Source organism: Pelorhabdus sp. sgz311002 (assembly GCF_056134285.1).
This window is the reverse complement of the sequence record NZ_JBWBCL010000002.1, coordinates 139,542-153,247: the sequence shown is the minus strand read 5'-3', so window position 1 is coordinate 153,247 and position 13,706 is coordinate 139,542. Positions and strand designations below refer to the sequence as shown.

The 13,706-nt window shown below is 46.8% G+C and carries 8 protein-coding genes; 7 read left to right on the top strand and 1 reads right to left on the bottom strand.

The window, feature by feature from the left end:
- Positions 1-14: 14 nt before the first annotated feature.
- The 7 genes from AC0NJP_RS04640 (at position 15) to ppdK (ending at position 12,453) form a co-directional block, all read left to right on the top strand.
- Positions 15-896, top strand: a complete 882-nt coding sequence (locus tag AC0NJP_RS04640) for a cupin domain-containing protein (protein ID WP_474698955.1) — start codon at positions 15-17, stop codon at positions 894-896.
- 23 nt (positions 897-919) lie between these two features.
- Positions 920-1,594: an acetyltransferase gene (locus AC0NJP_RS04635; protein WP_474698954.1), complete on the top strand. Its 675-nt coding sequence runs from the start codon at positions 920-922 to the stop codon at positions 1,592-1,594.
- A gap of 107 nt (positions 1,595-1,701) precedes the next feature.
- A complete protein-coding gene (locus AC0NJP_RS04630; RefSeq protein ID WP_474698953.1) occupies positions 1,702-2,424 on the top strand; it encodes a hypothetical protein in 723 nt (240 codons plus the stop codon).
- Positions 2,425-2,696: 272 nt separating this feature from the next.
- Positions 2,697-6,950 (top strand): hypothetical protein, encoded by a 4,254-nt coding sequence (locus AC0NJP_RS04625; RefSeq protein ID WP_474698952.1) that lies wholly within the window; start codon positions 2,697-2,699, stop codon positions 6,948-6,950.
- 217 nt (positions 6,951-7,167) lie between these two features.
- Positions 7,168-8,868, top strand: coding sequence for a methyl-accepting chemotaxis protein (locus AC0NJP_RS04620; RefSeq protein ID WP_474698951.1), 1,701 nt, complete (start codon positions 7,168-7,170; stop codon positions 8,866-8,868).
- A gap of 132 nt (positions 8,869-9,000) precedes the next feature.
- Positions 9,001-9,795: a pyruvate, water dikinase regulatory protein gene (locus AC0NJP_RS04615; protein ID WP_474698950.1), complete on the top strand. Its 795-nt coding sequence runs from the start codon at positions 9,001-9,003 to the stop codon at positions 9,793-9,795.
- The gene (gene ppdK / locus AC0NJP_RS04610) at positions 9,796-12,453 is read left to right on the top strand and encodes a pyruvate, phosphate dikinase (RefSeq protein WP_474698949.1); all 2,658 of its coding nucleotides are present in this window, start codon (positions 9,796-9,798) and stop codon (positions 12,451-12,453) included.
- A 109-nt stretch (positions 12,454-12,562) separates the two neighbouring features.
- Here the strand turns inward: ppdK and AC0NJP_RS04605 are convergent, their stop codons facing one another.
- Positions 12,563-13,660, bottom strand: coding sequence for a hypothetical protein (locus tag AC0NJP_RS04605; RefSeq protein ID WP_474698948.1), 1,098 nt, complete (start codon positions 13,658-13,660; stop codon positions 12,563-12,565).
- Positions 13,661-13,706: the final 46 nt, after the last annotated feature.

Here is a 13,706-nt window from a genome sequence, read left to right as displayed (position 1 = left end):
ATAGGGAGGATGCAATGCACGTAGTTATTTTTGCTAAAGGCGGTAAACAGTTTTGGCGGTTGAATGAAGAGGTATCTTTGCTTGTTCAATCAGTTCAAAGCTTCTTGAAAATTGTAGAGTCGGATCACTTACTGATTGTTACGCAAGCGATGTATGTTGATCAAATTCAAGCAGAATTACAGGCTGCTTTGATATCCGGTATTTCTATTCTTACAACAGAAGAGAACGATGATCTCAATTTGGATTGGACTGCGCGGTACTTAAAGGACAAGTTTGCTTCGGATCCAAAAGACATAATTGTTGTTTCTCCAGCAGATTTGCTGTTTTTGGATCCCGAGATGCTAAAAAATGCGTTAATGGAGGCATCGTCCGTCGTCCAAGAAGGCGGGGTGGCACAAATTGGCCAAAATCATTCCATCACTGTTTTTTCGCTGCAACGTTATAGCGAAAGCGAGCCAGGGACCAACTCTGATAAGGTGATTGCGCTGAATTATAAATTTCCCGCTTTACGTACGTGGGAAGATATTTTTGCTGTTTTACCAAATGCAAGCCGTTATCCTATAATGTATCGGCCTTGGGGAAGTTATCAGATTATTGGTGAGAGTCAAGGTTATACTATGAAAAAAATTATTGTCGAGCCGGGACAAAAGCTGAGTCTTCAGCTCCATCATTATCGCAGTGAACATTGGGTGGTTATATCAGGGCAGGCTTGTGTAACGGTGGGCGAAGCGGAAAAAATTCTATTGGAATCACAAAGTGTTTTTATTCCCGTACTAACCAAGCATCGACTAGAAAATCGCGGGCAAAAAGTGCTGGAAATTGTAGAAGTGCAGCACGGAGATTATTTAGGTGAAGATGATATTGTGCGGTTTGAGGATATTTATGGGCGCTTATAATAGGATGTAGGGGGAGCAGCTTTATGGCAAGGGATAAGGTTATCTTCGGGTTGGTCGGTGCTGGTGGGTTTGCACGTGAGGTTATGCCGCTTGTACGGCAAGCCATAACCTCGCTTCCAGGTTGCACAATGCCATCGAAGTATGAGGTCTGTTTTGTAGAGACGAACCCGAAAAAATCTTTGGTAAATGGCCTAAAGGTGATTTCGGAGGACGAATTTTCTGCGATGGATGGAACGCAAAGATTTTTTAATATTGCAATTGCTGATTCTAAAGTACGAGAATCTCTTGCTGAGAGACTGATGCAGTCTGGTGCTAAGCCTCTAGCGCTTCAGGCACAAAATGCGATCGTATATGATGAAAATAGAATTGGCGCCGGTGCCATCTTTTGTGATTTTTCAACAATTACTTCCAATACAGTAATTGGCAAATTTTTTCATTCCAATATTTATTCCTATGTGGCACATGACTGCGTAATTGGGGATTATGTGACATTTGCACCGCGTGTAAGTTGCAATGGTAATGTACATATCGGAAATCATGCGTATATAGGGACAGGGGTCGTGATCAAGCAGGGATCATTAGACAAGCCTTTGCATATTGGAGAAGGGGCTGTTGTTGGTATGGGGGCTGTAGTTACAAAAGATGTTTTGCCATATACGACGGTAGTGGGGAATCCCGCTAGAATTTATAAAAAATGAGACAGATTCGATGGAAGAGATATCATAGGTTTTCGTATGTTTTTTGTTCGCTTTTATTACTTTTTTTGTTTATAGGCACTTCTTTTGCAGAAGGCACTTTTTATCATTTGCAAGTGCAATCAGAAGTACAGCAAACGATGATTACTGATACTGAAATGGCCTTGAATGAGACGAGTCTATTCTGCAATACGCTTTTTGGCTTTTCGCTCATTCAGCCTGTTACTGTAAAAATTGTGAGAGATCGTGAGGCTTATAAAGAGGCGCTTCAGAGCGAGTTTCATCTTGATGAGCTGGCTGCGGCGCGTTGGGCGCGAACGACAGACGCGGTGTCAGGCGGGCATTTGATTTTACGGAATGCTGGCGCTGCCAATAGTGACAGTGACCGAATTTTTCTTGTGTCTCACGAAATGGTGCATCAATATCAAAACCAAATCGGTTTCCCGAAGGATGCAGTCTGGTTAGTTGAAGGGATGGCTGATGCGGTGGCTGTCCATATTACGGAAAAGACGGGACGGCGCAGTGTGGATCAATATAAAGCTCGCTGGCAGGCGATGCTAGCAGGGGTTAAGTCCGGTTCGCCATCGCTGGCGATGATGGCTAGTCGCGATGGCTGGGCGCAAGCGCTACAGACCTATGGCGCGCAGGTGACCTATCGGACGGCGGCTCTTATGGTATTGCAGCTTTGGGATGATTACGGTTTTGCGAAGGTTTTGGCTTTTTACCGTTTGTCAGTTCAAGCAGGCGTGGAAGCGGCTTTTACGGAAACTTTTGGTTATCCTTTGGCCGAGTTCCAATTGCGACAAAATACAGCCGAAAAACTTGTAGGGTAAGAATAAAAGAACAGCTCTCAATCAGCAAGTCCGCTGAAGGTGAGCTGTTCTTTTATTAAAAAAGTGACTTTTTTCCTAGAGAAATTAGGACCGGTTCCTATACTTTTAGATAGTGTGCGCGATTTTTAAATATGATATGGTAAAAAGTAGTGACAATATGGTAAATAGGATTGTTCCAGTAATATATTCAGGTCATAGCGGGCCTATCATATCAGTCTTGATAGCTAAAGTTTTTAACTAGGGAAGAGAAAATCACACAGGGAGGCGTAATTATGTTCCAGGGTTTCACAAACCTTACCAATGGTAGTCCGATTGATTTATCAGCTCAATATCCTTTTCGAAATGTTTCAATTAATGATAACGATCCAAATGCTCTTGTCGGAGTTAAGATTGATCTGAGGGCGTTAAATGGCGCTGGCAGTTTGGCAGTGCTTGACTCTAGTGGGAATCTGCTCAATACTTCAACGAAGCCTGTTAGCAGTTATTGTACTATTTCTAATGCTAATAGTGGATTTAGTGAGGATTGGAAAATTGTATATAGTGATATTGCCAATGGGGGGGATGAAACTTCGCTTTGGGATACAAATACTACTGGTGTTGTATTATATTACATTGCAAATCAGGGGGCTCCCGAGTATCAACTTGTCGGTACGGTTGCTGCTGTGAATCATTTATTGCAGCAGCAATTGATCTTTCTAAGGACGAATAATACTAATACATCTTTGTCACAAGCATTACAGGTAACTGGTGGCGAGTGCGATAGTTACGATGGTGCTTTATATGGCTCTCAAGGGCTGCAGACACCTATTTCGCCTACGGCGACGTGGACGGAGGCGGCTCCTACTCTGACACTGGCGGCAAACAAGATTGCAATAAATCCTGGTAGTACTTATCAAGTATTTTCTTCTCAGGGGCAGGCTGCTGTTTCTGATAATAACTATTATGATGCGATGACTGTAACTGTTGCGGTGAATTCTGGCGGCTTTACTTATCATGGTACTACTTATACAAAGGATAGTTCGACGCCGCTTACTTTGAGCGGCACTAATGCGTCTGCTGTGCAAGCGCAGCTACAAGCTTTGGCGATTAGTGTAGATTCGACGCAAGATACAGTCCTTACGCTTAGGGCAACAGATGCGGCAGGGCAATCAGCGTCAAATCAGCTTACGATTCATAATAATCAGGCGCCAAGTCTTAGCGGAATAGGTGGCTCGTCTACTTTTATCTTAGGTGGTGCTGCGACCTCAGTATTTAATAATGTGAATTTTACTGATGATACTATCTCTGATAGGGATAACGATACGCTGACTATTGCCATTGGCAGTAATGTTACTAGCGGCGATGTTATCGCAAGTACGGCGGGAAGTTATAATTCTACAACGCATGCTTATACTTACTCAGGCACGCCTGATCAAATTAGGACTGTACTAGAGAACCTAACCTTTACAGCAGCGGCCGTTGGTTTCGGCACGCGAACGATTAGTGCAATTGTTACAGACTCATTAGGGCTGGCAAGCAGTGTCGTGACAACAAGTATTTCGGTTGCTGAGCCATATGTCACTCCAGGAATCTCAGGAACGGATACAGAACTGGATTATAATGATAACGTAGGGACAATTGATCCTTTTCACAATGTAGTGATTACAGGCTCTGGTGCGATGACAGTTACACTTACCATTCCCCATGGTTTCAGCTTTCAGGCGGTTGATTCGGATAATTCCTGCACCGAGACGACGAGTAGTAACACGATTACTTTAACTGGGACTAGTCAGGATATTACGACATATCTGCAGGGGAGCAAAATTCAAGTGTCGATTCCCGAGAATACAATTTCTATTGGTACAAGAGAAATTGATTATTTCGACATTTCGGCAACCAACAGTGGTCCCGGAACTGCCACGGCCAGTCAGGCAGTCAAGATTACACCTGTAGATGACGCGCCGCAGGTAACGCTTAGGAATTTTGTAATTACAAAGGATATAAAAGATAGTGAAACGGTGAGGCTGATTGCCAATGGGGCTACTGTGACTGACCCTGACGCTGGCGATAGTGAAACAATTAAGGTACAGTTGAAAGGCGTTATTCTATCAGGCGATCAACTGAAGTTGGCTGCCGGGAGCGGGTTGACAGGAAATGTTGGAACCTACGACAGCACTACTGGAATTTATACTTGCAGTAATCTTACGACAGCTCAGGCAATGACTCTTCTGAACAATCTTGAATTTGTGCCGCAAGCTTCCGCCAATTCGCGGCTTGTTACCTATGATGTGACTGTTACAGATTCACAAAACCAGTCAGTTACGCAATCGAATGTAGCAAGTTTTTCTATCACGCACGATACAACGAACGACTTAACGATTACTAGTATGACAAATGTTTTAAGAATATATGATAATGTACCAGAAAACAATATCTTTTTTGGAGTTCACTTAAGCGGCGGTTCGGCTAATAGCATGCTTACTATTGTTAACCCTGATCTTTCAAAGGGCGTTTTTTCCTTAAGAAGCGGTGCATCTTTTCACTCCCAGGTTTCTATTGATAATCAGAGTGTGCTGCATCTTAAAGGTACAGGCGCCCAGATACAAGCTGATTTGCAAATCGGAAACATTTTATTTACGCCTGTAGCTAATCAGATGCCGGTCACTGGGACTTCGACTGATACCATTACTCTTAGTTCAAGTGATACACCACTTCAGTACAAGATTATGACGGTACCCATTACTTCCGTCGATGATACGCCTGTTCTAGGGAATATTACTGCAACGCAATCAGTACAGAATACGGGAACTTTAGCATTGTGTCCGCAGGCTACACTGACTGATCCTGACGTTCAAGAGACGGAAGCTCTTACTGTCACTGTAATGGGTGAGGGCATGATAAGCGCTTCGCAAGCGGCAGGTGCTAGTAATAGTACCGGTGTTGGGGCGGCAGCGATGACGACCTATACTTGGGATGCTATGACGGTTACAGCCGCTCAGACTCTCCTGCGTTCACTAGTCTATCAGCCGGCGACAGGGCAGACTAGTGCGGCAACGGTAAAAATACAGATGGAAGACGGATCGGATGAACTTTCCAATGTAGCTAACGTAATTGTGTCGATGGCAGCGGCAAGTTCCGGCGGCAGTGGTGGCAGCGGCGGGTCCGGTGGCTCTTCGACGGATTCTACGCCGACTGATAATTATTCTAGTTCGACGACGGCGCAGGAAGAGAATCTGACAGGCAGCGAGAACCGCAATATAGTAGGCGGCGCCGGCGATGATGTGTTTCGCGGCAACAGCGGCAATAATGTGTTGGATGGCGGCAGCGGTAATAATCAACTCTGGGCGGCAGCTGGTGATGATAAAATGATTGGCGGCAGCGGCAGTAATGGTTTCTGGTGGGGCCAGGGCGATGGTCATGATGTGGTGCAGGAAGGCGGACGTACCAGCAGCGCTGGAGCCGATGCTTTGTATCTTTATAATGTAGATCGGAATGGCTATAGCGGCGAACAAAGCGGCAATGATTTTGTGATTAGTCTACCTGACGGGGAAAGTATGACCGTAGCAGGTTGGTATGCAGCAGATCCAGCGAGTCGGATTCAAGGCTGGGTTTTTGGCGATACCGTAGTAGCCTGGAATGATGGTCAAACGGCTACCGTCGAATTGGCGCAGCCAGCTTACGCCCAGGAAAATATTCATCAAGTCGTAGTCGATGACAGACAAGTAGGCATTGTCCGCGGCGGAAATGGCGATGATACACTAGAGGAAGGCGCTATGGGGGGCCAGCTCTGGGGCGGTCTTGGCGGCAACGACCATATGGCTGGCAGCAGCGGCAGTACGGCTTACTGGTGGGGCAGCGGCAATGGGCAGGATGTGGTCAGTCAGGCGGCTGTGAATGACGGCGATGCCTTGTATCTCTATAATGTAGCAAGAAACGGCTACAGCGGCGAACGGCAGGGCGATGACTATGTCATCAAAACAGGCGACGGCTCTACTTTGACAGTACAAGGCTGGTATAGCGCTAAACCGGATGAGAGAATTCAAGGCTGGGTCTTTGGCAGCGAGGTCGTAGCTTGGAATGACGGTCAGGCAGCGACGGTAGAATTATCAGATCCCTGCTATGCTTTAAATGGGATTCATCAAGTTACAGCGGCGGATAGCGGTGCAATGACCTTTCGCGGCAGTAGCGGCTCTGACGTTTTGACAGCAGGTTCCGGTGGCAGTAAGATGTGGGGTGGCGCCGGGAGTGACGTCATGACTGGCGGCAGCGGCAAGGATGAGTACTGGTGGGGATCGAGCGATGATCATGATGTGATTACGAGTCGTGCGGACAATAGTCAAGACTCTATTATGCTGTACAACACGCCTTTAAGTAGTATCCACAGCCAGCTGAGTGGCAATGATCTAGTCATTTCGCTTGATGGCAGTAGTGACACGCTGACGCTCCAAGACTGGGCGAAGGGCGGTGGCTATCAGCTGAATTCTTTTAATATCGGCGGTAAAATGTATCAAGTATCGGCTGATGGCAAGAGTTGGTCAGCAAAGTAAGCGGGAAAGATAATCACGGTTAACATAATAAATCTATAGTTTTGGAATCTATAAAAACAGCAAGTGCTAAATCGACAGCGCTTGCTGTTTTTTTGTAGTATTTTCATAAAACAGGAAATAAGTCATGTAATGTTTCGAAGGTAATTGGTGGTTTTTGACGAAGAATGTAAAGGTAATGAGTTTGGCTGATTGTATACTAAAGGAGCTGTAGCAGAGAATGTTTAGAGAAAAACGGTTATCTTTATTGGTGCAAGTTATTGGCATGTATTTAATTATTGTGTTGTTGTTCAGCTGTTCTTCGGTTTTTGCTATTTATAATTTTCGTAAAGTCTCGACAGAAGTTGAACAGGTTTCCTCGTATAATGTGCCGCTGATGCTTCAGACTAAAGATGCGCATATTGCCTTTACGAGTGCGCTGCTCAATATGCGAGGCTTTTTTCTTTATAGTGATGGTGCGTCCTATGAAGCGGCGTATCGTAAAGATATGAATCAAGCGATTAGCCAAGTTCAAAAGCTTGTCGACGAATCGGAAAATAACGCAGCAAAGGAGCAAAGTGCGAAGCTGCTCAAAGAATTGCAGGGATATCTTTCGATTGGCGACACTGGAATTGCTTTCAAAAAACAGAATAAGCCCTTGCCGCCGGATGTGGCCATGCAGGGACGGACTGCTGTCGATACCATAGAAAAAGAGTTTAATCAGCTGACTGAGGCGCAGCAAACGTTGTTAACAGCAGGGACGAAGCGGATGAATAGCGATATTGGTCGCACCAATTGGACGATTGGTATTATCGCAATTGCCGTTTCACTCTTTAGTATTGCGATTGCTGTCTTATATACACGGTTTTTAATTCATCGTATTGAGCGGTTGCGGAATATTGTTGCGCAAATGGAAGCGTTGAATCTTACATCGGATTTTGCGAAAGCCATAATGAATGATGAAATCGGCGATATGTTTATATTATTAGGGAAGACGCGGGAAAAATTGCGTACGTTAATGAAAGAGATGACTGGTATGGCGGAACAGCTGGCGGGAACTTCTCAGGAAATGACAGCTAGTGCCGAGGGATCTTCAAAGGCTACTGATCAAGTTGCTGCTGCAATTGGTACCGTGGCGCAAGGGGCCGAGCAACAGCTTCAATCGGTAGAGAGCGGCGCTAGGGTGATTAAAGAGCTCAATACAGGAATTGATCAAGTGGCAGTAACGACGCAAGCTGTATCGCAGGCGGCGGCAAAAACGACCGATGCGGCCAGTCAAGGCGGCGCGGCCATTCAGCAGGCTGTAAAACAAATGAATGTAATTGAAGCGGCTGTGGCCAATACGGCGCAAACCGTCGAAAATCTGGGTGAGCGGTCACAGCAAATTGGTCAGATTGTCGAAACGATTGCTAATATTTCCGGTCAGACGAATCTTTTAGCCCTCAATGCAGCGATTGAAGCGGCCCGCGCTGGCGAGCAAGGGCGCGGTTTTGCCGTTGTGGCGGAAGAAGTCCGTAAATTGGCAGAACAGTCGCAGGGGGCGGCGAAACAGATTGCTGATTTAATTGGCAATATTCAAAGTGAGACGGAACAAGCTGTTGCTTCGATGAATGTGGGACGAAAAGAAGTAGCCACAGGCAACGAAGTGGTGGCGTCAGCTGGCGAGATTTTTCATGAGATCCGCAATTTGATTGACAATGTCTCGCAAAAAATTACGGAGATTGCCGCAGCGGTGGCCAAAATGACGGGAAATAGTCAGCAGATCGTACAATCAATTACTTCCATTTCTAATCAAAGTAAACATGTCAATGATACGACTCAAACTGTATCAGCTGCTACGGAAGAACAAGCTGCGGCAGTCGCGCAAATTGCTTCGGCTAGTCAGGCTTTGGCCAAACTAGCCGATAATCTTCAGGCGGAGATTCATAAATTTAAGGTATAGGCAAATTTTGTGGTATAATAGAAATAAGAAAATATTCCAAAAATAAAGTTAATTTACAGCTCATAAAATTAAATTACACTTGTTCTAGTCTGAAGGGAGGCGGCATGTATTAGTAACAGAGAAGTCACTGTAGTGTATGTTCTGTCTGATTCCATCGGCGAGACTGGCGAGATTGTGGTCAAGGCTGCTGCCAGCCAATTTCGGCAGGTACGCTTTGAATTTCGTCGTGTTCCCTACATTAGTACACCGGAGGAAATCAATGAAGCCTTACAGGCGGCGGAAGCGTCAGGAGCGGCTGTTGTCTATACGCTCGTAACACCTACTCTGAAAGAGTATCTAGAACGAAAGGCAGCGGAGATTGATATTCCCTGTACCGATATTATGGGGCCTGTCATCGCTATGTTGGGCGGTTTGGTGCAGCAGGAAGCGACGCATGAACCTGGCCTGATACGCCGAATTGACCATGATTATTTTACACGGGTAGAGGCCATTGAGTTTGCCGTAAAATTTGATGACGGCAAGGAGCCGCGGGGCTTACTAAAGGCTGATATTGTTTTTACGGGCGTATCGCGTACCTCGAAGACCCCGTTATGTATGTATATGGCTCATAAGGGCCTAAAAGCGGCCAATGTTCCGCTTGTACCGGAAACGCCTTTACCGGAAGAACTCTTTGAAGTGCCAAAGCGAAAAGTCTTCGGGCTTACGATTGATCCCATGCAGCTTTATGAAATTCGCAAGGAACGGTTGCGGTCGATGAAATTATCGCCAAACAGCGACTATGCAAACCTGGAAAGAATCTTAGCTGAGCTTGATTACGCTGCTTCGATTATGCGCCGCATTGGCTGTCCTACTATTGATGTGACCAATAAGGCGGTAGAAGAGACGGCAGCGATGATTATGGAGATATATCGGAAGGGGGAAAAGTAAGTGGCAAAGTATGTGTATTTTTTTGATGAGGGCAAGGCCGAAATGAAAGCGCTTTTAGGCGGTAAGGGGGCCAATTTGGCCGAAATGACTCGCATGGGTCTGCCTGTGCCGACAGGGATGACAATCACGACGGCCGCCTGCAATGACTACTATAAGGCCGGTAAAAAATGGCCTGACGGCTTAAAGGATGAAGTGAGCTTTTGTTTGAAAGCTGTCGAAAAAAAGAGTGGGAAAAAGCTAGGCGATGCCGATAATCCGCTGCTTGTTTCGGTTCGGTCTGGCGCCATGTTTTCCATGCCTGGCATGATGGATACCATTTTAAATCTTGGTTTGAATGAACAGACTATGGCGGCTGTGGCCAAAAACACGAAAAATCCGCGCTTTGCTTGCGATTGCTATCGCCGCTTCATTCAAATGTTCGGTGATGTGGTGCTCGAAATTCCAAAGCACGACTTTGAGCTAATTTTAGCGGAGCATAAGGAAAAGCAGGGCGTAAAACTCGATCAGGAACTGTCTGCCGACACACTGCGCCTAGTCATTGCCGATTATAAGAAGCTTGTGGCACAGAGGAGCGGCAAGCCCTTCCCGGAAGATCCGGTCGAGCAGCTCTTTATGGCGGTGGAAGCTGTATTTCGTTCCTGGAATAACAACCGGGCCATTATCTATCGGAATATCAATAAGATTGCTCATGACCTTGGCACGGCTGTGAATATTCAAGAGATGGTTTTTGGCAATATGGGTGACGATTCTGGGACGGGTGTTGCTTTTAGTCGCAATCCTTCGACGGGCGAGAATGTACTGTATGGCGAGTATTTGACCAATGCGCAGGGGGAAGATGTGGTAGCGGGGATTCGGACGCCACAGCCTATTGCCAAACTGGCGGAAGAAATGCCAACGATTTATAAGGAATTTCATAAAATCTCTCGCCAGCTGGAGCGGCACTATAAAAATATGCAGGATATTGAGTTTACTGTTGAGCGGGGTAAGCTGTATATTCTCCAGACTCGGAATGGGAAACGGACAGCGGCGGCTTCGATTCAGATTGCTTATGATATGGTTCAATCAGGTATGGTGGAGAAACGGGACGCCTTGCTCTTAGTTGATCCTGGTCAACTTGACCAGCTACTGCATCGGCGGATTGATGACTCAGCGAAGCTCAATGTGCTGGCAACAGGACTTCCAGCGTCGCCTGGCGCTGCGTCTGGTGAAGTTGTTTTTGACGCCGATGAAGCAGAGCGACTTGGAAAAAATGGCGTAAAAGTGATTCTTGTTCGCAACGAAACGACGCCTGATGATATTCATGGAATTGTAGCGGCTCAAGGGATTTTGACAAGCCGCGGCGGTATGACGAGCCATGCCGCTGTGGTAGCTCGTGGCATGGGCAAGCCTTGTGTCTGCGGTTGCGATGCTGTAAAGATTGATTATGACAAGCAGGAATTTGTTGTCGGCGGTCAGGTCTTTGCCAAGGGAGCCATGATTTCCATTGATGGCGCTACCGGACGAGTCATCGGCGGTACGGTTCCGATGCTAGAGCCGAAACTGTCCGAAGAATATCTGGCGATTTTACAGTGGGCTGATGAAGTCAAACGCCTGGAAGTACGGGCCAATGCCGATACGCCGGAAGATGCGCTGAAGGCACGGCAATTTGGCGCAACTGGAATTGGCTTAACCCGGACGGAACATATGTTTATGGCGCAAGATCGCCTGCCTTTTGTCCAGAAGATGATTTTGGCGGAAGATGAAGCAGAACGGCAAGATGCCCTTGATAAGCTGCTCCCCATGCAGGAAGGCGATTTTTACGGCATCTTTAAGGCTATGGCTGGCTATCCCGTAACCATTCGTCTCTTAGATCCGCCGCTTCATGAGTTTTTGCCAAGCTTAGAAGATTTGCTTGTAGAAACGACGGAACTGCGGGTGACTGGCAAGGATCCAGCGCGACTTGAAGCACGATTGCAAATTTTAAAGAAGGTTCGGGCGCTCCATGAATTTAATCCGATGCTGGGCCATCGTGGTTGCCGCCTTGGCATTACCTTCCCGGCCATTTACGATATGCAGAGCCGCGCTATTTTCCAGGCTGTAGCAAGACTTGTGAAAGAAGGCGTGAAGGTCATGCCGGAAGTGGAAATTCCGCTACCGATTGATCCGAAAGAAATGGCCTTCTTCAAGGAACGGATTGAAGGGATTGCTACGGATGTTATGCAGGAAATGAACGTCGAATTTGCTTATACCATTGGTTCGATGATCGAATTGCCGCGAGCGGCTCTCTTAGCAGATCGCATGGCTAAGGAAGCAGAGTTCTTCAGTTTTGGGACGAACGACTTGACCCAGACGACGCTCGGCTTTAGTCGTGACGATGCCGAAGGCAAGTTCCTGGCGGATTATATTGATGCGAAAATCTTTAAGGAAAGCCCCTTTATTGTTCTCGATCGCGACGGGGTCGGTCAATTGATGCAGATTGCCGTAGAACGGGGCCGGAAGACGCGGCCAGGCATGCTGATTGGCATTTGCGGCGAGCATGGCGGTGAACCGAGTTCCGTCGAGTTCTGCCACCAGATCGGTCTTGATTATGTGAGCTGCTCACCCTACCGTGTTCCCGTAGCTAGACTGGCAGCAGCCCAAGCGGCTGTAAGCAAAGGGGAAAATCACGGTACGAAATAAATAACAAAACCCAGAGTAGCGTGTAAAGTAATAAAAGTAAAAGCCTCAGTCATTTCCGTTTTTGGAAAGGCTGAGGCTTTGTTTGTGGTCGTGAGCTTTAGTTTGGCGATTAGCGCAGTGTTACCTGAACCGTGCTGTTCGAGATGGACGTTACATCAAGCGATACGCCGTCCGTGTTTTGCAGTGCGTCAGCCAGTACTTTTGGCGAACCTGTATAGGTCACGTCAATTTGGGCAACGCCATTCGTATAAGAACGGAGGAAGACTGATTTTACGCCAGGTACTTGCTTTAAGGCGTTTTGCATAAGGTTGAGCTTATTAAAACTAGCGCGGCTGACATAGATGGTCAGTGGTTTATCAGGATCGCTTGCATACTGCATAAGCTGTTGGACCATATAATCGCCGACTTGCGCTCCCGCCGCAGCTAGGGCTTTTTTAGCGGCAATCCGCGGCGTAATGTCAACGCCGCCTGCTTCAAAACCTTGAGCGGCAATAATTTCACCTGTATCGACTTTAAGTACCTTGGCGTCAATATGAGCCCGGCTTGATTTAATGCCACTGTCATACAGATCGCCAGCATATTGGGCCGTAGCTTCACCGACAATGACAAAGTCTAGCTGATAGGTCGTAGCCATGGAACGAGCGTCACGGAGATTACCGTCAAGGATGGCGCGGACAATCTGATTTTCTTGAATATTGGCTGTCTGACGTGTGTCAAGGACATGCTTAAAGCCGGCATCACGCAATTTTTGAATGACGGCTGTTTCACCAGCCGGATCAGGGAAAGCGCCAGCTTGATATCGTTCGGGAATAAAGACGGCAATGCGCGGATCGCGCAGCATCACTTCGATGAGACGCAGTTTTTGCAGTTTCGTGTATAAGGCCGAGCTTGGATCGGTATCCACATTGACAGAAAGATCCACGGTGTAAACACCGCCGTTTCGCTGTTCGCTGATGACCTGATAATCTTGTACAAAGCCTGACGATTTTGTATAGACTTCGTCGGTTACAATCTGGTTGTTTTGCGATAAGGTTTGTGAATCAACCAAGGTGCCGACGGCCTGTTCCACGGCTAGACGCAATCCATCGCGGATCGCATCCTCACGAGAGACGCCGCTACCGGTAACGGTCACACTTTGCGCAAAAACGGTCTGCGCTGTTAGGAATAGTAAGAGAGCAAAAAAGCTTGCCAGAAGACTCTTTTTCATGCAAAAAACTCCCTTCTGAAAAAGGCACTCTAATTTAGAGCGCCTT